Here is a 24,392-nt window from a genome sequence, read left to right as displayed (position 1 = left end):
GCCTATCATATGAAATACAGTCCGTGGAAATTTGAAGAAACCTTTGTCATGGATTTTCTGGTGGAAGCGAAGTACGGACTCCGAAGACATCTGCTGTTTCTGATCTTCTTTTTCATTTTGATCTACAGTGCAAGGTTCTGGCATTGGTATTCAGGGGTCTATCAGTATTATGTTCTGTTTTTTGTGTATACGATTCTGATTGCAATGGTATACATTAATATATATGTATTGGTTCCCAGATTTTTCTTTAAAACCAAATATGTCACCTATCTGGCATTGCTTGTTCTGATGGGGGTTGTAGGACTCAATTTTATCGGGTATGGCTTTAAAATGTTCTTTGAAGAATTCAGAGTGAAAAATATTCTCAGAGAAAATGAAAAGGGAGGAATCTATGAAGGGGTTCTTATGTGCATACCCATTATTATGACAACAACTACAATCAAGCTTCTGCAGAAATGGATCAGTGATAATAAAAGGATCAATGAGCTGAGCAATCTTACCTTAAAGATGGAACTGAATGAATTGAGAAATCAGATCAATCCGCATTTTCTGTTTAATATGCTGAATAATGTAAAAGCACTCATCAGAACAGATCCGGCAAAAGCTTCAGTAGTACTTGTAAAACTTTCAGAGTTTCTCAGATACCAGCTCTACGAAAACAGTGAAGAGAAAACGTTGCTGACTTCAGAGATTGATTTTCTGTCCAATTTTTTAAACCTTGAAAAAATAAGACGTGACAATTTCTCTTTTGATATTCAGGTCAATGTGGAGAAAAGAATAATGAGCAGTATTTTTATTCCTCCCAATCTGTTTACCACTTTTGTGGAAAATGCGGTGAAGCACAGTGTAGATCTCAGTGGAGGAGAGTCTTATGTAGAAATAGACATCAATATTGAGAATAAACAGCTTTATTTCAGGTGTATTAATTCAAGAAGTACCGGGTATACCGTTTCAGATAAAAAAAACAGTGGGCTAGGGCTTGCCAATATCACCAGAAGACTGGAGCTTCTCTATAGTGATACCTTTGATCTGAAGATAGAATCCATTGATAAAGAATATGTTGTAAATTTAAAAATTCCCGTGTGATGAATTGTATTATTGTTGATGATGAACCGCTGGCAAGAGCCGAAATGAGATCACTGATCGCTGAAATTTCCAGTATGGATGTCCTGGGCGAATTTTCCAATGCTCCTTCTGCCCTTGAGTTTCTTAAAGATAATGAGGTAGATCTTATTTTCCTCGATATAGAAATGCCCATGGTAACAGGTCTTGAATTTGTAGAAATGCTTCCGAAAAAATCACTGATTATTTTTACCACCGCCTATTCTCAATATGCATTGAAAAGCTATGAACTGGAAGCAGTGGACTACCTTTTGAAACCTATTGATCCCCAAAGGCTTAAAAAAGCAATTGATAAAGCGGTACTTTATACGGAACTTTTATCTAAAGATACCGTTAAAAATACCGTGGAATCCAATACGGCAGACTTTTTATTCATCAAAGCAGAACGAAGATTCTATAAAATCAGTTTTTCAGATATTAAATTTATTGAAGGGCTCAAAGATTATGTCGTTATTCATACAAAGCAGCAAAAGCTGATCACAGCAATGAATTTAAAAACCATTCATCAGAAGATTTCCGGGGAAACCTTTATCAGAGTAAGTAAATCCTACGTGGTGAATATGAATTTTATAGATTCATTCGACAATCATAATATATACATTGAAGACTCCGAAATTCCTCTTGGAGAAGTATACAGAGCAGATTTTTTCACAAAATTTGCCGGAGGACTTCTCAACTCAGACTAATACATGAGTACTAGGTAATGAACAATGAGTAATAATCAATATCAGTTAAATGATTAGAAAACCTGTGTAAATCCGTGTAATCAGTGGGAAAAAATAGAATACTATGATTCAATAGCAACGGGCTTTAGCCCGTTAAATAAATAAAAACAATCAACGGCTTCAGCCAAAACATAAGAATACCGGTTTATTCAATAAAGCTTCTGATCCTTTTCACAATAAAAACTTCTTCTTTTTCCCACACCCGTTTGTTTCTTGACCAATTTTTGTCCACAAACCGGGCACACCGATTTTGTATGGACCAGCCAATGCTTTTTCAAAACAAATTCTCTTTTCCATTTCAAAAAATCAAAACTGTAATTCCTGGCTTCAGCAATGAGCTCTTTTCTTTTTTTAGCAGGAAGATTACCCAGTAAACTTTCAGGCTGCACACCAATTCTGAAAAGAACCTCATTCTTAATAATATTGCCTACACCTGAAAAAATATCCTGATTCATCAATGCATCACAAACCATCATTTTTGGATTGGATTTCAATTTTTCTTCGGCTTTTTTGGGGTTCCATTGGTCGCTCATTACATCAGCTTCCCAATCAATTGCTGAAAGATATTCAATAGGTACGGATTTTACGGAACAGGTATAAAAATAAATGTTTCCGGTAGAGAAAAACAAGGCCAAACGCAAACTTTTATCCGGTTTGGTCTGCTCATCAACACTGTAAGAACCGAACATTAATAAGTGAATTCTGATAGCTGCCTTTTCAAAAACTAGGTAAGTCTGTTTTCCAAAAGTACGGATTTCGAGAAGAGTCTGGCCAATGAAAGAATCTTTCTCAAATTGGGCATTCCCTGAAACTTCTGTCACTTGCTGCCCTGCAAATGGTTGCAAGGTTTCTTTCATTAATATAATGGATGGACCTTCAGGCATACGTTTGTTTTGAGATAAAGATTCAAATAATATTCCATAGCTGCATACAACCTGATTTTTATCCCAAAACAAACCTGTTTAAAATATTTTTAGGCCAGTTTTTGTCCTACAAAACGAATGACGGAACCTGTCCCGTTATGGAATAGTCCCTCATTGAGCTCTATTTCTGTTTCAGCTAATTCAATAATATCATAATCCGGAAAATCAGCTTTGATTTCTTCAATAGAGAATAAAGACTCAATATCTTTTGGACCACCTACTTTTTCGTTTTTTGCAATATATTCAAGATGATTTTTGCTGAAAGCTTCGAAAATAATAAAACCACCTTTACGGAGATATTGATTTAACATCTGATGAATAGAAGATTTGATCGCACCCGGAAAATGAGCGTAGATAAGCGCAATGGCATCAAACTGCTCTTTCTGATAATCCAAAGTGGAAAGTTCTCCCACCTGATAATCAATAATAACCTGCTGTTGCCCTGCTAATTGTAACGCTTTATCTCTTCCGTTTGCACTGATATCGAAAGCAGAAACCAGCCATCCTTGTGTGGCTGCAAAAACAGCATTTCTTCCTTCGCCTTCTGCAGGGAAAAGTATTTTACCTGGAGTTAATTGTGATAATTGTTCTCTTAGATAATTGTTGGGTTCTGTTCCATACGCAAATTCTTCGCCGCTGTACCTTTCGTCCCATCTGTTGAGCCATGTGTTGTCTGTCATAGTTATAATTTAAAATTTGAAAGAAGAATTATAGGGATTCTTCAACTGTATTGGTTGTATCAAATGTAAAATATTTATTCAAGCTTTCCGATTCCTAAAAAACGTTTACTATCATAGATTTTTTGAATGAAAGATCTCGCTAATAAAAATCTAAATACTATTCCATACAATTAAAATTTGGAGTAATTTTGAAAAATGATGAATTTAAACCAGATTTTCACCAATCAACGTACAGGAAACAATCCACAGACCAAAGCTTCACGAACTGATTTTCAAAGGGATTTCGACAGAATTATCTTCTCTTCTGCTTTTAGAAGACTGCAGAATAAAACGCAGGTTTTTCCTCTTCCGGGAAGTGTTTTTGTGCATAACAGACTTACGCATTCTCTGGAAGTATCATCCGTAGGAAGAAGTTTAGGAAGTATTATCGGTGAATTTATTGCTGAAGATTTTAAAAATGAACTCACTGAAGACTCAAAGAATTTTTATCTCTATAATTTAGGAAATGTAATTGCGGCAGCCTGTTTGTGTCATGATGTGGGAAACCCTGCATTCGGACATTCCGGAGAAGATGCCATTGCAAGCTATTTTGAACGAAATGAAAAGGATCTGAAATCAAAATTCAATGAAAAGGAGTGGGCAGATCTGGTTAATTTTGAAGGAAATGCAAACGCCATCAGAGTATTGGCACAGCAGCAGCAAGGAAAAGATGCAGGAGGTATCCAGCTGACATTCTCTACACTGGCAAGTATTGCAAAATATCCGTGTGAAGCGGTTGCAAAGAAAAAAGGAGTCATTCACAGAAAGAAATTCGGTTTTTTCCAGAATGAGAAAGATATATTCCTGGAAATTGCTAAAGAAACCCAGCTTATTTCTGAAAGTGAGGAACCTCATATTTTCAAAAGGCATCCTTTTGTGTGGCTGGTAGAAGCGGCTGACGATATCTGTTACAACATCATTGATATGGAAGATGCCCACAGATTGGGAATTGTTTCTACAGCAGACTGTAAAAACCTGTTTTTCGAGCTCGTAAAATCGGAAACGGATGATGTTCAGAGAATTGAAACAAAGTTACGTTCTATATCCAATGAAAATGAACAGATTTCTTATCTGAGAGCAAAAGTTATCAATGCATTAATCAACAAATCGATTGAGATGTATAAGCATAACTTTGAAACAATTCTTGAAGGAAATCTTAGTAATGGATTACTTGATATTTATAAAAAAGAAAATAAAGCACTGCAGGATATCGAAAGTTTCTCGGTAGAAAAAATTTACAATCATAAAGCTGTTGTTGAAATTGAAAATGCCGGTTACAACGTAATGTATGAATTGCTGGATCACTTTATTCCTTCCATTCTGAAACCTGATGACCAAAGAAAATCCTATGATGTAAAAGCTTTGAAATTAATTCCAAAGCAATTTATTTACAATGACGGAACCGATTATCAGAAAGTTCTTGGAGTTATTGACTTCGTTTCCGGAATGACGGATAATTACGCTACCGATTTATATAGAAAAATTAAAGGAATAGACATCGGAATGACCGTGTAGATTCTATTTATTGTAATAATTCAGAAGCCTCTTCGATTAATGACTGCATTAAAGTGGAGGCTTTTTTATGCTTTAAAAGAGGTGCAATCTGACCGGACCAGAAGAAAACCAGATCATTTTTTTGCTGTTCCAAAGCCGCTTTTCTTAATGCCCCCATAAAATGCGTCTGCAATGGGAACGGTAATGTTTTTTCTGTTGCAGCTAATAGATCTCTTGTGATTTTTGTCGTAATTCCACGTCCTAATCTTCCGGTATAAGCTCTGGTTAAAGTAGTGGATTTAGCAGCTTCAGAAAATAAAAACTCTTTGTGTATCGGTAACGCTCCGGATTCTTCAGTTGCCAGAAATGCCGTTCCGATCTGTACAGCATCAGCGCCCAGTTTGAAAGCCCCCGCAATTCCACGGCCGTTGGCAATACCTCCTGCAGCCACCACAGGAATTTTTACACGATCTTTAATTAATTGAATCAAAGCAAATGTTCCCGTAGTAGAAAGTTCTGCCTGATCCAGAAATGAAGGTCTGTGACCACCGCTTTCAAAACCGGAAGCCACAATAACATCCACGCCTGTTTTTTCCAAAGCAATCGCTTCATCAAGTGTTGTTGCATTTCCCAAAACAACGGTTCCCTGACGATGAAGATCTTCGATGAGGTTTTCACCAAGCAGTCCAAACATAAAGCTGAAAACTTTAGGCTTTATATCCAAAACCACCTCCAGCTGATTTTGAAATCTCGATTCAAAAGGGAGTGGTGTTGAAGGAATATCCGTCTGCAGAAGATCAAAATAAGGTTTGAAAGTCTCAACAGCCTTTTGGTATTGTTGTTTTGTATGTTTTTCGTCAATAATATCGTGATCGCTTACCCAGAGATTGAGATTATAAGGTTTGTCCGTTTTGGATTGTATCGCTTTGTGAACGTCAAAGATTTCCTGCGGTGACAAAGTATACGCTCCGAAACCTCCCAATCCGCCAAGATTACTCACTGTTGTTGTCAGTTCAGCGGTGGAAAGGCCTCCGCCAAAAGGTCCCTGCAGAATAGGATATTCTATTCCCAGTAATTCCGTAATTCTATTTTTATTCCACATGATTGTATTGGTTTTCATTAAAAATCTGAATTAAGGCTGTACATTGGTCAAAGTCTTGTTAACGATCATCCATTGCCCGTCTATATAATTGAAAGTTATGAAATTATAGTAATTAAAATCATACATCCTTACATTTAATTTTGCAACAGCAATCGAATTAATGATATCTATTGAGATAATTACAGCATTAAATTCCTTTCCTGATTTTTCCGGGCTTACACGGCTTCCGACTCCTTCAATATATTGCTTAGCAGTTTTGAAATAGGGAACTCCGTTAACGTCTCCGAAAAGCAAAGCATCTTTATAAAAAGCTTTGGCAAGAATATCGGTATTTCCTTCATAAATCCCTTTGAAATAATAATTCTCTATGACATTTCTTATTTCAGTTTCTGAGGTCTGATTGGTTTTCATATCCTTTAGATTTTGTGCAAGGCTACTCAGCGGAAAGCTGAGCAGCCATGCTATAATTAATGATAGTTTCATGATAAATGATGCCCGGCACCCATTCCGCCGTCAACATTGATGATGGCTCCTGAGATTAATGTGTTCTTAGCAATCGCATGAATCATCTGAGCAACTTCTTCAGGTTCTCCAATACGATTGAACAAATGGATTCCTGAATTATTGTCAAGGTCTGCACCATGCATTGGAGTTCTGATCAATCCCGGAGCAACGGTATTGACTCTGATATTATCTTTTCCAAACTCTGCAGCCAGCTGTAAAGTCAGTGCATGAATCGCTCCTTTACTCGAAATTGGTGCTGTGGAAGGAGACTCTGCAATGGCATGATATACCAATGGCGTTCCTACATTAATTACCACACCGTCTTTTTGTCTGATCATCTGAGGAATAACAGCCTGTGTAGTGAAGAATGTTCCTTTCAAATTCGTTGTTAAAAAACGATCCAGATAATCTTCGGTAACGTCCAGAAATGCTTTATTTTCATAAATTCCTGCATTATTAATAAGAACATCAACAGATCCGAATCTTTCTAAAGCTGTTTTTACCAGCGCTTCACCTGTTGCTTTGTCTGAAACATTTCCGGCAACCATTGCCAGATTTTCACCGGCTCCAAGTTCATTATAAACATCCTGTAGTTTAGATGCCGTTTGGGAATTGATGATGACATTATCATCTCGGTCTAAGAAATAACGTGCTGTTTCCAATCCTATTCCTGAAGAGGCTCCTGTTATTATTACGGTTTGTTTTTTCATTGATGATTTATTTTTTTCCTGTTGAAAATCCCTGTTCTTTTAATACTGAAACCTGTTCTCCGGCATATCCCCAGTTATCATCTTCAATCTCGTTAATGACAATATGGGTTAAGTGAGGATCCTTATTCAAAACTGAAGTGACAGCTTCACTTATTTTTCTGATTAATTGTTGTTTTGTTTCGCGGTTAAGAGCTTCGCGAAGCACATCTACTTTGATGAATGGCATGATGGTAAAATTTTTAAGGTTATTTGAATTAATAAGCTTCCGCAACAAAATGAATGTTGAGATCAAAATTGTTGTAGATCAATGTGTCACCAAGATTGGTAAAGAAATTAGATGATCTGAATTTGATGTTGAACTTTGTTCTGTCAACCACTATTTTAGTATCCAAAACAGCAACGTTTTCCGTTTTTACAATGTGTAGACTTGTATCGATAGGATGGGTAATACCTTTTATCGTAAGATCTCCTTTTGCATAATAGAGGTTTTCATCACCCGGTTCAGCATGCGTGATTTCGAAATAAGCTTCAGGAAACTGTTCAGAATTAAAGAAATCATCAGAAGCCAGATGATTGGCAAACTGTGCATTGGTTTCAGCATCTTCAATGTCCAGGATTTTGATGGAACGGGTATCTATGACAAACTTTCCTGACATAGAACTTCCTTCTCCAAATGTGAAGTTTCCATCTTTTATACCGATAGTTCCATTGTGAGCACCGGTTACTTTTCTTCCGATCCAGTCGATAGTACTGTTTTCTGTATTGACTTTAAAATTTTTTGTGTCCATTTTTATTGGGTTTAAATATTGACACAAAGTTCCGCCGATCAAAAGAAAAAATTACGTGATGTACCTCACAAAATAGAGGAAGAGATTAATTGTTTTAAAGAGGTTGATTACTGGTGCAGCCTGCTCAAAGTTTCTCTGGTTACTCCCAGATAAGATGCAATCAGATGTTTCGGAACCAGATTGTACAATTGAGGATACATGGATAGAAGTTCTTCATACCGGAATCTGGCATCATTATTCATAAAAGATAACAAACGTTTCTGGGCGGCTACATACCCTTTATTGGTTCTCCATCTGAAAAAATGTTCAACTTCATGAATTTCATTACAGATCTTTTCCCTGTCCTCGTTGGAAATAGAAAGGATGCTGGCATTGGTGATACAGTCTACATTGATGGTTGCCCTTGTTTTACTGTAAAGTGCATCAAAATCTGTCACCCACCACGTAGGCATGGCAAACTGAAGGATAAACATTTTCATGCTGTCATTAAGATAAAAAGCTTTCAGACAGCCTTCCAGAACAAAATATTCATGATTCACAAAATCGCCTTCCGAAATAAGACTTTGCCCTTTTTTTAAAGAGATCAGGTTAAAATGTCCGAAAACATAATCCAATTGCTCTTCAGTAATTGAAGTGAATTTAGAGATGTGATCTTTTAATATTTCTTTTGAATTGACCATGATGTAATGAATATTCAAAAGTAAGTCTTTTTCAGAATAATTTTGGTTTTAAAAAAAATATGATATCATCAAGTCTGATTTCCCGGGGATTATATTCCGGATCTTACATTTATTTTTCTTATATTTAAGCAGCTACTTACAAAAAATGTTTTTAACAAAAACAGGTGGTGTAACGACATATTAATAAAAATTAAAACTATGAGTATATATTTTGCACCCGTTATTTTCTTCGGGCTTATCATTTTATTCGCTTCGTTTTTTGTCGTTAAGCAGGAAACAGCAGCGATTATAGAGCGTTTCGGGAAATTCCGTGCGGTAAAGCATTCAGGTCTTCACCTTAAGTTACCCATCATAGATCAGATTGCTAAAAGACTTAATCTGAGAATTCAGCAGTTGGATGTACTGATTGATACCAAAACATTAGACAATGTTTTCATCAAAATGAAAATTTCTGTTCAGTATCAGGTCATTAGAAGTCAGGTGGGAGATGCTTATTATCGTTTGGAAAATCCTGAAAATCAAATTACTTCTTTTGTTTTTGATGTGGTGAGAGCAGAAGTACCCAAGTTGAAGCTTGATGATGTTTTTGTAAGAAAAGATGATGTGGCCATTGCAGTGAAAAGCGAGCTTCAGGATGCCATGAACAGTTATGGTTATGATATTATCAAAGCTTTGGTAACAGATATTGATCCGGATGAGCAGGTAAAACATGCCATGAACAGGATCAATGCAGCAGAAAGAGAAAAAACAGCAGCCGAATACGAATCTGAAGCACAAAGAATCAGAATTGTTGCCGTTGCAAAAGCAGAAGCAGAATCTAAAAAGTTACAAGGGCAGGGGATTGCTGACCAACGAAGAGAAATTGCCAAAGGACTTGAAGAATCTGTAAGAATGCTGAATAATGTGGATATTAATTCCCATGAAGCATCAGCACTTATTGTAGTAACACAGCACTATGATACTTTACATTCTGTGGGCGCCAGCAACAGAAGTAATCTTGTACTTCTTCCCAATTCACCCACTGCAGCCAGCGGAATGCTGAATGATCTTGTGGTAGCGATGACTACAGCCAACACAGTAGGAGAAGCTACTAAAGGAAAATATCCTGATCCTCCACAAAAAGAGACTGGGTTTTAAGATAAAAAGGAAAATGAAGATATAATGGTTAACTTTTCCGGATTGACCAAAAAGTAACTTCTGACTTCCTTCTTCCCGCAAAATAAAAAACCGCTTCTGAATTTTCAGAAGCGGTTTTTTATTATTTCTTCGTTTTAGAAACCTGTTCTACCAATGTATATTTGATGGAAGAAGCATCTGCCGGAGGATTTTCGATTTTTTCTGTTTTTACTTTTAAAACATATTCGTAACCCGGCTCATAAGTAAAGCCTTCAATGTTGCTGTAGAAATTCGTCCAGGCTGCAGAAGCGCTTTCTTTTACCTGCATGCATTGCATACGACCGGCTCCAGCAGAACACTCTACGGTTTGCGGCCCTACGATAATTGTCTTTTCATTGGCTGTCATTTCTGCTTTTTTCGTTTTAGAAACCTGCTTTACCAAAGTGTATTTTATGGAAGATCCGTCAGCCGGCGGATTTTCAATTTTTTCTGTTTTTACTTTTAAAACATATTCATACCCCGGTTCATAAGTAAATCCTTCGATATTGCTGTAGAAATTGGTCCAGCTTGCGGAAGTGTTTTCTTTTACCTGCAGACATTTCATAGGAGCTACTCCTGTACAATCTGCTGTTTGTGGTCCTACGATGAATGTTTTTTCATCACCTGCGGATGCATTGGCTGTGGTTGTACATTGCGTCATTGCGAATAATGCTAATGCGGGTGCTGCCCCTTTTAGAATTGTTGCTATACTTTTCATAAACTTGATTTTCCCCATACCTCGCAATTACTGTGCCGAAAAAAAATACTGAATTTGTAGTACTTCTGCTATTGTTTTTTACTTTTTTAATTGTTTAATTTGAATTTCTTAAACACTAACCAAAATATAATTCTTATAATAAATATGGATAATCAAATGCAAGTTGAAAATTACAGGATTCAAAAACCTGAAATGTGGGCAGGAAATATCGGGGATGAGGAAATAAAAAACCGAATCAAAGACTCCGAATTTGCCAGAAGACAAATTGATGAAGGTCGCGATTACTGCTATTTTTTAGACAAAAAATACTATACAAGCAATACTGAAAACAGTGAGTACGTATGCATAGCTTATACTCTGAACGAACCGGGAAACCTGGAAAGGGCTTCTGTTTCTGATGTGATTGTTGAGGAAAATGAAGTTTACCAGATTCACAGGATCAGTGTGTTAAGGGATGGAGTGCTGATCGATAAGATTCCGGACACAAAAATAAAGGTTCTTGACAGTGAAAACCAAAGCAGTGGAGGGGTTCTAAGCAGTAATAAAAAAATCAATATTACCATTAAAGATCTCAGGCTGTATGATGTTCTGATTTTAGAAGATTCAAGAATCAAAGAATTTACAGACCGCGATTTTCTTAGAAAGGAGTTCTCAAAATATGTCTGGGTAAGTCCGGATAACTATTGGGCTTATGGCAGTTTTAAATTCACGTTTATCAATGAGCGTGAAGAGACTATTGCTTACAAAAAAACATTTTTCAGAGATGAACAGGGCAATGTTCTTGAGCCGGAAATCAGTTATCTGAAAAAAGGAGACAGATTTGTCATTGAAGAAGAGAATTATATCAACCCTGTAGATTCAGGCCGTGAAATTTTCCCTTATGTAGATTTTGCTACAGAAAGCAACTGGAAAGATCTTTCCAACTATATTGTACCGTTCTATGAGGAGATTTTCAACAAATCTTCTTTAAAGGATTTTGCTCCCAACCTGGTTGAAAAACTGGATGCCATTGCTGATCAGGATGAAAAACTGCAGTTTGCCATAGAATATGTACAAAATCATATTTATTACGTCTTCAATGCAGATGAAATGAATGGACATAAACCACAGGAGCCGTCAGTAACCTATGAAAATAAACAGGGTGATTGTAAGGCAAAATCGGTTTTATTGAAAGTAATTCTTGATTATATAGGAGTAGACGCCTCTGTAGTGCTGGTTAATTTTAATACGGATTATTATATTAAATACTATCTGCCGTCCCTGTTAAGTTTCAATCATGTTGTCGTAAAAGTGAATTATAAAGGTGAAGAATATTTCATTGATGCAACCATTCGTGATGAATTCGGATTGATTGAAAACAGAGGCTTTATCTATTTTATGCATTATCTGGAAGTTAAGAAAGATCAGGAGCTTCAGGTAAGAAAATCTTATAAATTCCCTTACTTCTGCATTGATGAAAGAGTTGATTTAAATGCACAGGGCAATACAGGAAAGCTTACTCTGTCAACGACTTATAAAGGAAACAGAGCCAATGCTATGAGAAGGTATTTTAAAAGTACCAATAAAAGAGAAATCATAGACAGCTGGAACAGCTTTCTTTTCTATGCGCTTAATTATTCAGGTGACCGCAATGGTACGGATGTCCGAAACGTATTCACAGATGCTGCTATTGATGTAGTCAGTGATGATAAAAGACTGAATGAAGTTAAGATCCAGTATACCGCAACCATTGAAAATCCTTATTTTGTGGATCCGCAGAAAAACCGTTTTCTAATGTACTTTGACCGAAATGTAGTGAAGGCGAGTGCAAGAGATTTTATCCACAAAGATTTACCTTTCTGGCATAATTTCGACAGTGAGAAATATGAAATCAATTTACAGACGGATCAGAAAATTGATGTTGAAGAAAAATATACAGTCCAGGAAAGTACAATATCCAACCCATATTTTGATTATAAAAGTCGAAAAAAAGTAAACAAAAATGGGGCAAGTGTGTACATTGAATACAATCCTCTGATCAATATTGAAATTCCGCAAAGCGAGTTTGAACAATTCCGAACAGATCATCATACTGTTGCTGACAGTAATTTCGGACTGGGAATTGATATCATTGAACCGGGACTCATGAATATGCTTAAATTTAGCTTTAAGAAGAAGTTTAAATAGAATCCTTTAAGTTCAAAGTTTAAGGTTTAAGGTTTAGAATTACGGCGGGCGGCGAAGCCTCCCGCCGTAATTCTTTACTCACTATTATATTGGTTTACAATCAAAAAACACAAATTCATTATGTCTAAGATATTTTTTCTTGCTTCCTGTATGGCCTTTTCTTTGGTCAGTGCCCAAAAATTAACCAAAGAAAACGTTACAGGATTCTGGAAACTGAAGGAAGCCGGATTTTATGAAGGTAAAAAGAAAGTGATAAAAGAGTTCGATAACTGCCGCCTGATGAGAAATTATGCGATCAGGGAAGATGGTTTCGCCATTTATAATTATGTAGAAGGGAAGTCGGGTGACTGCAGTCCATCTGAACCAAGACTTTCTTTCTGGAGAGTTGTAGAAAACAGGATCCAGTTTTATGTAGATGATAAAAATATCCTTGAAGAAGTGGAAGTAACAATCAATAAAGATCATACGATAACCTTTTCAAGCTATATTCCTGAACGGAAAAAAGTAGATGGAGACATCCTTGCAGAGAAGATAGTAAACACGGTTCATTACGACATACTTGAAAAACAATATTAACCGTAAACACAAAATTTTTAAGGTATGAATTATGTAACGGTCATCTATCTCGGAAATCTGGTATTGTATGCCATGTATTTCTTTGGAAGAATGGGTAGTGAAGTTGATGTTTCAGTACTGGATTATGCCGTTTCCGGAATTTTATCTTTATTTCTGATCTTCGCCGGATATCTGAATGCAAAAAAAGGGATGATCTACAGAACCGTCCTATGGATGTTTTTTGTGAATGTCTTCTTATTCGTTTGCTCCGGTTTGTTTGATCAGTTTGGAAGCGATTTTAATATTCTTTCTACAGGTAATAGTGACAGTTTTCTTTTTACATTGGCACTGCTTGTTTATAACGGATATCTTTTTCCTTTAACGATTATCCTTGACGGATCAGGTCTGGCTTTGATAGTTCCGGTTGTATTATCATGCATTCTGCCTTCATTGGGTTATCTGATTGGGAAGAAACTCCCTCAGAATAAACAGAATTCTACCAACATATAGTCATTGCGAACCGAAGGTGAAGCAATCTCAATCTAAAAGTAAAGGTCGGAAAACGCAAAGACGCAAGTATTATTAGAAGGAATGCTTTTAAGGCGCAAAGATTTTATCTCCGATAAAATTTCAAAACTCTGTTTTGTCATTCCGGGCAAAGCAAGGAATCTAAACTTTAATATCCTCTACAGCTCTTGAAAACTAGGCAGATATTATTAAAAAAATCTGCGAAATCTCCACAATCTGCGAGAAAAATAATATCATCATTTGCTGAAAATCTCACATTGTGCTAAGTCGAAATGCTCTTGCGTCTTCAAAATTAAGAAAGAAAAGAAACTAAAGGCTATTCCTGATTTTGAGGCTGGTTATTGGACGTAAAGAATTTCTGCTTACCGATCAGCAGCTCAAAAAACAGTCTGAAGTCCGAGATTAAAGACCATAAAGGATATTTAAAAGTAGCCGGCTTATTTCTCTCGATCACAGCATGACTGAACCAGGCAAATCCGTAGCCTACAATTGGAATATACCATAGAAATCTTTCTTTTCCGGAACTGATGACATACCATATTACGAAAAACACGAGAAATGTTCCGATAAAATGGAAAATGCGGGTTCCTGTTTTACTATGCTCAGTAAGATAAAACTGATAAAACTCTCTGTATGTTTTGATTCTTTCGGCCATGGTGATCTAGTTTGTTGATTCTGTTGAAGTCAAAGCAATAATGCTGCCGATTTTTAAAAGAGCCTGAAAAAGAAAAAGACAAAATAACAAATCAGGTCTTTCCATCAGGTGTAACCTCTTTGCTATTTTGCCTTTCCGCAATTTTATTAAATGCTTATTTAGCTGTCTTTTAACTCTTTTCCAAGCTTACTGTTCTTGTATCCGTAGCAGAAATAAATTACCATACCAATCAGGAACCACATTCCGAACCAGAACCAGTTCTCATGGCTCATTCCTGTAAGAAGGTAAAGACATGAACTTAATCCAATTAGTGGAATTAATGATAAATTCTTGATGAAAGCTACAACACATAGGATAAGGTTGATAATAATAAAGAAGAAAATAGAAGCTCTGAATTCTCCTTCATTAGGGTCTGACCAGTTCATCAGATTATCAAAAAATTCAGGCTGCCACTGGTAGAAAGCCAGTAAACCACCAATGAAAATAACAGGGAAAATGATTTTTCCGTTCACATAAGGAAGGTGGAATCTGCCTTTAATTTTCTCTTTAGCTGGAAGCATTAATACTCCGGCACATACCAGTACAAAAGCGAAAATAGTTCCGATACTGGTAAAGTCAAGAATAAAAGTTTTATCTGTAAACAGGATAGGAATACCTACCACAATCCCAGTAACGATGGTTGCGTATGATGGTGTTTTATACTTGGGATGTACTTTTTGAAATCTTGCAGGCATCAGTCCGTCACGGCTCATGGCATACCAGATTCTTGGCTGTCCCATCTGGAAAACCAATAATACAGTGGTAATGGCAACAATTGCAACGAAGGAAACTACAAGCTCCATCCAGGCTACATTGGCATTCGTCTTTTCAAATATAAATGAAAGCGGATCTCCCACACCATCAAATTTTTTGTAATCTACCATTCCTGTTAAGACCAATGTCAAAGCAATATAGATCACAGTACACAGCACAAGAGAGATGATCATTCCTTTTGGTAAAGTCTTTTGTGGGTCTTTAGTCTCTTCAGAAAGAACACTTAAAGCATCAAATCCGATATAGGCGAAGAATACTCCGGAAACTGCACTCATTACCCCTGCAAAGCCATTTGGCATAAAGGATGGTGTTCCCGTTGTAGGACTTACCGGAGTCCAGTTTTCAGTATTGATATACGCAAAACCAACCAGTATAACCAATATAATTACTCCAAGTTTCAAGATAACCAGAGAGTTATTGAAGTTTTTACTTTCTTTTACTCCTACATAACAAAGCCATGTAATCAAACCGTTAATAACCAATGCCGGAATATCTACAATGAATTTCAAACTTCCGATTAATGGAGCGGTCTTCCATGCATTTAAGAGTTCCTTGTTTTCTGAACCATATTGAACGGCTTTTCTGGCTTCGGTATAGCTGCAGGTAAGATAATCAGGGATATGCATTCCGAGACGTCCTAAGAAACTGGTGAAATAATCTGACCAGGAAAAAGCTACGTAAATATTCCCGAAAGAATATTCCATGATCAGAGCCCAGCCGATAACCCATGCAATCAATTCCCCAAAACTGGCATAAGCATATGTGTAGGCAGAACCTGCCGTAGGAATTCTGCTGGCAAATTCAGCGTAGCATAAAGCGGTAAACCCACAGGCAAAGCCACAAATCAAATAGAGTAGTATTACACCGGGACCGCCTCTGAAAACGGCTTCTCCCAAACTGCTGAAACTCCCAGCTCCAATAATGGCCGCAATACCAAAAAATACAATGTCCCATACCCCTAAGACTCTTAAAAGCCCTGTTGATGTATCTGTATCTGAATAGATTTTTCTTCTAAAAAGTTGACTCATTCAATAACTATATTTGATTTGAAAAAAAGCAAATGTAATGATTTTTTATTTTGATGTTAACAGTTGTTAAAAACATTTGGGGAAAAATGCGCAAACAAAAGAATTTACTCTTTATAAATGGGAATTTCCACATAACTGTCGTTGTACCATTTTATTTCCAAAGGCTCACCTGCATCTTTTATAGTTTCATCACTTACATTTTTTCCTGTGCCATAATTGACCTGCCAGTTCTTATTTTTATTAACTCCTACCAATAAGACCAGTTTACTTCCTTTTTCTATTTTTTTGCTGATGAAAAATGAATTTTTGATTGGGATCTGCTCCTTTTTGCCAGGTTTAAGCAGATGACGTTTGGAATTGTTTTTTGCATAGCTGGCTCGGGTAAGATGTGTAGACAGTAAAAATATCTTACCATCAGGCTGTACCTGATATAATAGGGTTTTGGGATCAAAATCCTTTTTGTTGATGGAAACGTTGAATATTCCGGATAAATTTCCGCTTATTGTAATATCCTTTTCCAGAATTTCACTTTCAAAATAAATAGAATTGGTTACATACACACTATCCTGTTTGCTTACTGTATGATAAAGATATTTCGGATTTCTGTCTTTAAAGTCAACCGTCTGTTGGGTAAATTGTTCAGTTCCGGGTTTCTCAAAAACTGAAGAACCGTTTTTACGGTCCTGAAGATAAAATTTGAGAGAAGATGAGTGCATTTTATCAAGAGTAGGAACATGTTTCCATGTATTACTGTTCATGATCTGAAAATTGACTTTATCTTTCAGAAGGTCCGGTTTTTTGCCATCCTTCAGAATATAATCGAACCATGAAAAAGCAAGTTTATCAATACTTATTCTGGCTACAGGATCTATGAGTAGATTCCCATAACCGAAAACATAAACATAATTATTTCCATAGCTTTGAGCTGCTGCATGATCATAAGGTCCTATCACTAAATAATGGTTAGGATTTTTGTTGTATTTGTGATGTTCTTTATAATAATACAATGCTCCGATCTGATCAGCATCATAATAGCCTGTAGTCGTTAAAACAGGAATGTTTATTTTGGCAAATTCTTTTTTGTAAGGGACCATGTTTTGCCAGTATTTATCATAACCGGGATGATCCAGCCATCGTTGGAATATTGTATTGGGTTTCCCGCTTAAAGAATCAAGGGCTCTGAATGATCTGCCGCTTTTATACCATGCTGTATTGATAGAGTCCCATTTTGTATCATTATTGAAGCTTGCTTCATCGGTCAGCTTATTATTGGTGACATACTGAATCCACTGGAGCATATAGCCCTTGAAGACATTATTCTGAGAAGGATAATCTATTCCGATTCCTACCGAAACCTGAGGCACAATGGTTTTCAAAGCCGGGTGCAGTTTTTTGGCAGCTGCCCATTGGCTGAATCCTAAATAACTTCCGCCTATCATTCCTACTTTACCATTGCTCCACGGTTGCTTGCTTACCCAGTCTATGACTTCATAAAGATCCTGCGCTTCATCTTCAAATGGATGATTGGGGTCATTGCTGTCTCTCTTTCCACGAGTATTAACGACAGCTCCTACATAATTGTAAACAGCTGCTCTTTTCCCCATCCCTGCATCTACAAATTCTCCGGCATAAATATTATTGGTAAGTATAACGGGAAGAGGAGACGTGTTTTCTTTTTTTCGTACAATTGTAATGGTGAGTTTTGTTCCTTTTTTTAAAGTAAGGATTTTGGATTCGATGATGAATTTCTCCTGCTCCTTTACTTTAAAAAGCTGCATAATCTGGGGTTTGATGCTGGAATAGGTCTTATAATTGACATAGTTTTTACATAAAGCCAGAGCGGAAGCATAGTCAATACTATCCTTATCTTTTTGTTTGTCAAGTACTGTTTTCAACCTTTTTTTATGATCCCTTACATCTGAATCAATATCCAGGGTGGGTCCTACTTTGGCAGTCAGTGGCTCGGATAAACTTTCATATCTTGTAGTAAAGGCCGCTTGAAGAGCATCTGGAAACGGAATATTTTTATCCTTTTCAATCAGCCTGGCTATACTGTAGATTTCATGAGCAAGATATTTGTTCCCTGCCATATTATGATCTGCATATTCCTTACGGTAATCGGTTAAACTTGTAATGGAATTTTTGTAATCCTTTGCCGCAAGTTGTAAACGGAACAGATTATCTAAAAACGTGAGTATATACTTCGGTTTGTTCTTAGGAGACTGATATTCAGTAATCACCTTTAAAGCAAGTTCGGGAATTTGTTTTTCCAAAATCACAGAATCTGTTGTTGCTGCTTTCGGAAAGTAAAACTTCTGTGCCTGCATTATATTGACAAAAAATAATGCTAAGAGTATCTTAAATTTCATTAATGGTATTTTTTGAGCTGGTGATGAAAAGTATCACATCAAAAAATGTTCTTAATCATCGTATTGCTCAATTGGTTATTTTTTTTAGCGGGCTAAATTAAGAATTTTTATCAGTAAAGAATGAAATGATCTTATTATTTTTTATTGCATAAAGCCCGCTGAAATGTGTTTAGAAAAGGTTTTTAGTCTTTATAAACAGGAATTTCCACATAGCTGTCATTGTACCATTTTATCTCCATGGGTTTACCGGAATCCTTTACTGTTTCATCACTTACATCTTTACCGGAACCATAATTGATCTGCCAGTTAGGGCTTTTATTCACTCCGACCAATAAAAGAAGTTTGCTTCCTTTCTCTATCTTTTTACTCATGAAATAGGAATTGTTAATCGGGATTTGTTCCATTTTATTCGGTTCAAGAAGCTGTCGTTTTTCATTGTTCTTCGAATAGCTGGCCCTCACAATGTGAGTGGAGAGTAACGAAGACTTTCCATCCGGTTGAATTTGATATAAGGAAGTATCCGTATCAAAATCTCTTTTATTGATAGAAACATTGAAGACTCCGGAAAGGTTTCCACTCATGATGATATCCTTATCAAGAACTTCACTTTCAAAAGCGACAGAATTTGTCATTTTTATGCTGTCTTTTTTACTGACTTTATAATAAGTGTCTTTCTGGTCTCTGTTAAGATCAACAATTTGTGTTGTGAAATTTTTGGTTTCAGGCTTATTAAATACAGAAGATGTGTTTTTTTTGTCCTGAAGGTAGAATTTCAAAGACGAATTATGCATTTTATCAAGATCGGCTACATGCTTCCATGTATTGGTGTTCATTACCTGAAAATTGATTCTGTCTTTTAAAATTTCTGGTTTTTTACCGCCTTTAAGAATATAGTCAAACCATGAGAATGCAAGATCATCAATACTTATTCTCGCCACAGGATCAATAGGGTTTCCATTCACGTAAGTAAATCCGAAACTTTGGGCTCCTCCATGATTATAAGGACCTATGACCAGATAATGGTTCGCATTTTTATTATACAGATGATGCTGTTTAAAATAATACAGCGCACCAATCTGATCATCATCATAATATCCCGTTGTAGTCAGAATAGGAATGTTGATTTTAGAAAAATCCTCCTTGTAAGGAACCATTTTCTGCCAGTATCCATCATATCCCGGGTGATCCAGCCATCGTTGGAATATTTTGCTTGGTTTACCACTTATTGTGTCTAAAGACCTGAATGCTTTCCCGCTCTTGTACCACTTTGTATAAATTGAATCCCATTTTACAGCATTGGCAAAATCAGCTTCATCTGTAAATTTGTTATTGGTCACATATTGTATCCACTGCAGCATATAGCTCATAAAGATATTATTCTGAGCCGGATAATCAATCCCGATTCCTACGGCAACCTGAGGAACAATCGTCTTTAATGCCGGATGCAATTTTTTTACAGCTGCCCATTGGCTGAAGCCTAAATAGCTTCCTCCGATCATTCCTACTTTCCCGTTGCACCAGGGCTGTTTGCTGACCCAGTCTATCACTTCATAAATATCTTGCGATTCATGCTCAAAAGGATTGTTTACATCATTGCTGTTTCTCTTGCCTCTCGTATTCACAACAACCCCTACGTAATTGTATGTAGCGGCTCTCTTTCCAAAGAAACCATCAATGGGACCAGCATAGATATTATTGGTTAAAATAACAGGAAGTGGAGATGTGTATTCCTTTCTGCGAACAATAGTGACTGATAAGGTATTTCCATTGATCTTAAGATCTTTCGTTTCAATAATGAATCTTTCCTTGTCTTTTGAAGCCAGTAGCTGCATGACCTGAGGTTTGATGCTGGAGTAGGTTTTATAATTCAGATAATTTTTACATAGAGCCAGTGCCGTTTTGTAATCGATGCTGTCCTTATCTTTTTGTTTATCAAGGAAATTCTTCAACAGTTTTCTGGATGCGTTCACATCTCCGTTAAGAGCGAGTTCCAGTCTTGGAATCAGTTTTTCCGGAAGGCTTTCGTATTTTTGATTAAATACTTTTTGAAGGGCATTGGAAAATGAGGTATTGTTTTCTTCTTGCTCCATTTTTGCAAGGGCATATAGTTCAAATCCGATGTATCTGTAGTCTCCCATATTGTGATCCGCAAAGAGCTTACGGTTTTCGAAAAGGGAGGCCAATGAATTTTTATAATCATGAGCCACCAGCTGCAAGCGGAAAAGATTATCCATAAGGTCAACCGTATTTTCAGGTTTATACTTTGCAGACTGAAGGAGGGGAATCACTTGTTGCGCAAGTCCTGGAATCTGTTTTTCCAATATAACAGAGTCATTTACAGCTGTCTTTGGAAAATAAAACTTTTGTGCCTGCAGGAGGTTTACAAAAATTAATGCTAAAAGAATCTTAAATTTCATGAGATGGTGTGTTTATGGTATGTTTTTAGCTGCTGTTGAAAAAGTATCAAATTAAAATATGTTTTTGATAACTGTTTATTAAAATTGTTTATATTTTATCAAACGAAAGTAGTAAATTTTATCATTGGATGGTGAGAAAATTTACATTGTTATCAAATAAGAATTAACTGTCATTAACACTGTTAAAACTTGCTTAAACAATAAGTTTTTAATATTTTCGTTAACTTATTTAGACTAATTTTCTTATATCAAGAAGAATGAAATCAAAAAAAATACTTTTAGCGGCTGCGGTCATCTATTTCGGAATCTCCGATGCTCAACAGTCCCAATATTTTACCCAGAAAGAAAATTACAGGTTCAATCTAGCCGAAAATCTTTATCAGACCAAAATATACAACGCTTCCCAGTACGAATATGCAAGACAATATTTCTACAATCAGAATTTGTCCCGTTCGAAAAAGGAAGGCGCCCAGTTTTTTGATAATGTGATCGGTGTGATTCTTCAGAAAAATCATGCTGAAGAAGGGTTAACGGCTTTCATGAAAGAATATCCTAATTCTGCTTATTTTGCTCAGGCTAATCTTCCACTGGCAGATTACTATTTAGCAAAAAAAGATTTCGATAAAGCGCTGGAGACTTTGAAAAAAGTAAACCAGTATCAGCTTTCGAAAGAGGAGAATACCGAGTATATTCTGAAGCTTGGATATGCAAAATTCATGACGGGTGATTCCAAGGGAGCTACTGATGCCCTTGAAGAAGCTTATAAATCAGCAGATCAGTCCCAAAAAGGTGATATTGCTTATATGCTTGGGCATTTGTATTACAGCAACAGACAGAATGATAAAGCTTTCCAGTATTTTGATTCGATAAAGGATCAGGATAAGTTCTCCAAACTGGTACGTCCTTATTATGTACAGATGTATTACAATGATAAGAACTACGATCAGGCTATTACAGAAGGAAATGCTTTGTTAAACGAAAATATTTCAGATTCTTATAAAGCAGAAGTTCATAAGATCATTGGGGAGAGTTATTTCATGAAGAATGATTACACTTCTGCCTATCCGCATTTAAAAGATTATCTGAGTGTACAGCAGAATCCATCTGAAAACGATTTGTATGAGATGGGATTTGTGGCTGCACAGCTGAAGAAATATGATGAAGCGGTTTCTTATTACAACCAGCTTCTGAACAGTAATTCTGCTTTAGCTCAAAATGCTTATTACCAGTTAGGAAATGCTTATCTGGCCGTAGATAAAAAACAGGAGGCTCTTTCTGCATTCCGTTCTTCTTATCAGATGGATTATGATGCGAAAGTGAAAAAACTGGCTCATGAGCAGTACGCTAAATTAAGTTACGATATCGGTAACCCGTTTGAAAGTCCTTCGGCGGTAATTCAAAGTTATATCAACGAAAATCAGAACGGAGCCAATGCCGCAGAAATGAGGTCATTATTGGTGAAATCTTATCTGTATTCCGGAAACTATAAAGAAACGCTGAATGCAATTGACAGATTACAGAGTTCAACTCCTGAGATCAACAAAGTAGACCAGGAGGTTTCTTATCTATTAGGAACGGAGGAATTCAACAAAGGAAACTATGACGAAGCTGAGAAATATTTCTTAAGAAGTCTTGGTTTTAATATTAATAAAGAATTCAACAGCAGAGCTTTGTACTGGCTGGCACAGGTGTATTACCAAAAAGGAAATTATCCTTCTGCCATTGTACGTTATGAAAAGCTTCTTACGGAAAACTTCCCTGAAAAACAGCAGCTGCCTTATGATTTGGGATATGCCTATTTTAAATCTAAGAAATTTGATCAGGCGGCTACTTATTTCAAACAATATCTTGCCAATCCGAAACCGGAATTTAAAAATGATGCAGAACTTCGTCTAGCAGATATCCATTATGCCAACAATGATCTGAACGAAGCCATTGCTATCTATGATAAAAATGAAGATGCTACGGATTATACTTTGTATCAAAAAGCAATGGCTCTGGGATTCAAAGGAGATACACAGGCGAAGATTAACAATCTTAAAAATCTTTTATCAAAATATCCGGATTCCGAATATTATGATGATGCTCAATACGAAATAGGAACAGCCTACGCTGCTCAGGATGATTTTGCCAACTCCAATGATTATTTCGGAAAAGTAATCAAAGGTTCTTCTGACAAAGATCTGATTGCTAATGCATCTATTTACAGAGCACAAAATTATATAGACCAGAATCAGAATGATAAAGCTCTTTCTGAACTGAAATCTCTGGGTGAGCAGTATAAAAATACGGCCTATGCTCAGAAAGTAGTTCAGGCTGCAAAACCTATCTTTACGAAAAACGGAGACGTTTCAGGTTATGAGACTTTCGCTAGAAATGTTGGGGTAAATGTAGATGCTGCTGAAATTGATGAGATCAATTTATCTACAGGGAAGCAGCTGTTCGCGAAGAAAGATTATAAGAATGCAATTTCTTACTACGAAAAGTATCTGACACAGAATCCTACAGGTGAAGGATTGTACCAGGCTAAGTACGAATTAGGAGAAAGTTATTATCAGACTAATAATTCAACTAAAGCTTTACTTGTTCTTCAGGAAGTTGCTGGAATTCAGAATGATTATCAGGATGATGCACAAACTCGTTTAGCTCAGATCTTCCTTGCACAGGGGAATACTACAGAAGCTAAAAAGTACCTTGAAGGCATTAAAAATTCTTCCAACATCAGCATTAAAAACTATGCGAATGTGGAATTGATGAAACTGTATGCAGAAGAAAATAATTTCTCTGAAGCGGAAAAATTAGCCAATGCAGTGATTGCTAATTCTAAAAACTCGGCAGCCGTTATTGAAACTGCGAAAGTGATCAAAGCAAGAAGTCTGATGAACTCAGGAAAAGATAAAGATGCACAGACTGCCTATTCTTCTCTTGAAAAATCATCCAATACTTCGGTAGCTGCAGAAGCTTTATATGCAAAAGCCTATTATCAGAACAAAGGAAAAGCTTTCAAGTCTTCTAATGAGACGATCTTTAAGCTTGCCAACAACTATGCTTCAGAAGAATTCTGGGGAGCAAAAGCGTTGGTATTGATGGCTAAAAACTATATCGGCCTGAAAGATAACTACCAGGCAAGCTATACCTGTGATCAGATCATTGCAAACTATAAGGACTTCCCTCAAATTGTTGCAGAAGCAAAAGAAGTTAAAAAACAGATTAAGAAATAG

The 24,392-nt window shown here is 36.4% G+C and carries 21 protein-coding genes; 8 read left to right on the top strand and 13 right to left on the bottom strand.

Features of this window, described 5'->3' with window-relative positions:
• Positions 1 to 9 precede the first annotated feature (9 nt).
• Both PZ898_RS05910 and PZ898_RS05905 read left to right on the top strand, forming a co-directional pair.
• Positions 10 to 1,086, top strand: a complete 1,077-nt coding sequence (locus tag PZ898_RS05910; RefSeq protein WP_277695022.1) for a histidine kinase — start codon at positions 10 to 12, stop codon at positions 1,084 to 1,086.
• Positions 1,086 to 1,808 (top strand): response regulator transcription factor, encoded by a 723-nt coding sequence (locus PZ898_RS05905; protein WP_062675246.1) that lies wholly within the window; start codon positions 1,086 to 1,088, stop codon positions 1,806 to 1,808. Before PZ898_RS05910 ends, PZ898_RS05905 begins: the two co-directional genes overlap by 1 nt.
• 188 nt (positions 1,809 to 1,996) lie before the next feature.
• Here PZ898_RS05905 and PZ898_RS05900 read toward each other — a convergent pair whose 3' ends face one another.
• Both PZ898_RS05900 and PZ898_RS05895 read right to left on the bottom strand, forming a co-directional pair.
• Positions 1,997 to 2,803 (bottom strand): DNA-formamidopyrimidine glycosylase family protein, encoded by an 807-nt coding sequence (locus PZ898_RS05900; protein ID WP_253297140.1) that lies wholly within the window; start codon positions 2,801 to 2,803, stop codon positions 1,997 to 1,999.
• Positions 2,804 to 2,820: 17 nt separating this feature from the next.
• The gene (locus tag PZ898_RS05895) at positions 2,821 to 3,450 is read right to left on the bottom strand and encodes a class I SAM-dependent methyltransferase (RefSeq protein WP_216444395.1); all 630 of its coding nucleotides are present in this window, start codon (positions 3,448 to 3,450) and stop codon (positions 2,821 to 2,823) included.
• A gap of 198 nt (positions 3,451 to 3,648) precedes the next feature.
• Here PZ898_RS05895 and PZ898_RS05890 point away from each other — a divergent pair, with 198 nt between their 5' ends.
• Positions 3,649 to 5,004, top strand: coding sequence for a deoxyguanosinetriphosphate triphosphohydrolase (locus tag PZ898_RS05890; RefSeq protein ID WP_216445428.1), 1,356 nt, complete (start codon positions 3,649 to 3,651; stop codon positions 5,002 to 5,004).
• A gap of 7 nt (positions 5,005 to 5,011) precedes the next feature.
• Here PZ898_RS05890 and PZ898_RS05885 read toward each other — a convergent pair whose 3' ends face one another.
• The 6 genes from PZ898_RS05885 to PZ898_RS05860 form a co-directional block, all read right to left on the bottom strand.
• The gene (locus tag PZ898_RS05885) at positions 5,012 to 6,103 is read right to left on the bottom strand and encodes a nitronate monooxygenase (protein ID WP_277695021.1); all 1,092 of its coding nucleotides are present in this window, start codon (positions 6,101 to 6,103) and stop codon (positions 5,012 to 5,014) included.
• Between the two features lie 12 nt (positions 6,104 to 6,115).
• Entirely contained in the window at positions 6,116 to 6,568 is a 453-nt protein-coding gene (locus PZ898_RS05880) for a nuclear transport factor 2 family protein (protein ID WP_123277709.1), read from the bottom strand.
• Positions 6,565 to 7,299, bottom strand: coding sequence for an SDR family oxidoreductase (locus tag PZ898_RS05875; protein WP_277695020.1), 735 nt, complete (start codon positions 7,297 to 7,299; stop codon positions 6,565 to 6,567). Before PZ898_RS05875 ends, PZ898_RS05880 begins: the two co-directional genes overlap by 4 nt.
• Positions 7,300 to 7,306: 7 nt before the next feature.
• Positions 7,307 to 7,525: a 4-oxalocrotonate tautomerase family protein gene (locus tag PZ898_RS05870; RefSeq protein ID WP_277695019.1), complete on the bottom strand. Its 219-nt coding sequence runs from the start codon at positions 7,523 to 7,525 to the stop codon at positions 7,307 to 7,309.
• Positions 7,526 to 7,553: 28 nt separating this feature from the next.
• Positions 7,554 to 8,087 carry a YceI family protein gene (locus PZ898_RS05865; protein ID WP_123277707.1) on the bottom strand — a complete coding sequence of 178 codons (534 nt, stop codon included), beginning with the start codon at positions 8,085 to 8,087 and terminating at the stop codon, positions 7,554 to 7,556.
• Between the two features lie 107 nt (positions 8,088 to 8,194).
• Complete coding sequence (locus PZ898_RS05860; protein WP_228432178.1) at positions 8,195 to 8,785, bottom strand: Crp/Fnr family transcriptional regulator; 591 nt, start codon at positions 8,783 to 8,785, stop codon at positions 8,195 to 8,197.
• Positions 8,786 to 8,965: 180 nt separating this feature from the next.
• Between PZ898_RS05860 and PZ898_RS05855 the strand changes: the two genes are divergently transcribed.
• A complete protein-coding gene (locus PZ898_RS05855) occupies positions 8,966 to 9,904 on the top strand; it encodes an SPFH domain-containing protein (protein ID WP_062675312.1) in 939 nt (312 codons plus the stop codon).
• Between the two features lie 121 nt (positions 9,905 to 10,025).
• Here PZ898_RS05855 and PZ898_RS05850 read toward each other — a convergent pair whose 3' ends face one another.
• The gene (locus tag PZ898_RS05850; RefSeq protein WP_277695018.1) at positions 10,026 to 10,640 is read right to left on the bottom strand and encodes a DUF4377 domain-containing protein; all 615 of its coding nucleotides are present in this window, start codon (positions 10,638 to 10,640) and stop codon (positions 10,026 to 10,028) included.
• A gap of 144 nt (positions 10,641 to 10,784) precedes the next feature.
• On the opposite strand from PZ898_RS05850, the gene PZ898_RS05845 reads away from it, so the two are divergent.
• The 3 genes from PZ898_RS05845 (at position 10,785) to PZ898_RS05835 (ending at position 13,871) form a co-directional block, all read left to right on the top strand.
• The gene (locus PZ898_RS05845) at positions 10,785 to 12,806 is read left to right on the top strand and encodes a hypothetical protein (protein ID WP_277695017.1); all 2,022 of its coding nucleotides are present in this window, start codon (positions 10,785 to 10,787) and stop codon (positions 12,804 to 12,806) included.
• Positions 12,807 to 12,926: 120 nt separating this feature from the next.
• Positions 12,927 to 13,382, top strand: a complete 456-nt coding sequence (locus tag PZ898_RS05840; RefSeq protein WP_062675238.1) for a lipocalin family protein — start codon at positions 12,927 to 12,929, stop codon at positions 13,380 to 13,382.
• Between the two features lie 24 nt (positions 13,383 to 13,406).
• The gene (locus tag PZ898_RS05835) at positions 13,407 to 13,871 is read left to right on the top strand and encodes a hypothetical protein (RefSeq protein WP_277695016.1); all 465 of its coding nucleotides are present in this window, start codon (positions 13,407 to 13,409) and stop codon (positions 13,869 to 13,871) included.
• Between the two features lie 334 nt (positions 13,872 to 14,205).
• Here PZ898_RS05835 and PZ898_RS05830 read toward each other — a convergent pair whose 3' ends face one another.
• The 4 genes from PZ898_RS05830 to PZ898_RS05815 form a co-directional block, all read right to left on the bottom strand.
• On the bottom strand, positions 14,206 to 14,544 hold the full coding sequence (locus tag PZ898_RS05830; protein WP_124536795.1) for a DUF962 domain-containing protein: 339 nt from the start codon (positions 14,542 to 14,544) through the stop codon (positions 14,206 to 14,208).
• Positions 14,545 to 14,702: 158 nt separating this feature from the next.
• Complete coding sequence (locus tag PZ898_RS05825) at positions 14,703 to 16,385, bottom strand: amino acid permease (protein ID WP_277695015.1); 1,683 nt, start codon at positions 16,383 to 16,385, stop codon at positions 14,703 to 14,705.
• A gap of 104 nt (positions 16,386 to 16,489) precedes the next feature.
• The gene (locus tag PZ898_RS05820; RefSeq protein WP_277695014.1) at positions 16,490 to 18,754 is read right to left on the bottom strand and encodes a CocE/NonD family hydrolase; all 2,265 of its coding nucleotides are present in this window, start codon (positions 18,752 to 18,754) and stop codon (positions 16,490 to 16,492) included.
• Positions 18,755 to 18,936: 182 nt separating this feature from the next.
• Positions 18,937 to 21,171 (bottom strand): CocE/NonD family hydrolase, encoded by a 2,235-nt coding sequence (locus PZ898_RS05815; RefSeq protein ID WP_277695013.1) that lies wholly within the window; start codon positions 21,169 to 21,171, stop codon positions 18,937 to 18,939.
• 257 nt (positions 21,172 to 21,428) lie between these two features.
• Here PZ898_RS05815 and PZ898_RS05810 point away from each other — a divergent pair, with 257 nt between their 5' ends.
• A complete protein-coding gene (locus PZ898_RS05810) occupies positions 21,429 to 24,392 on the top strand; it encodes a tetratricopeptide repeat protein (RefSeq protein WP_277695012.1) in 2,964 nt (987 codons plus the stop codon).

The organism is Chryseobacterium sp. WX (genome assembly GCF_029542485.1).
Lineage (GTDB): Bacteria > Bacteroidota > Bacteroidia > Flavobacteriales > Weeksellaceae > Chryseobacterium > Chryseobacterium cucumeris.
This window is presented reverse-complemented; position numbering and strand designations above follow the sequence as displayed.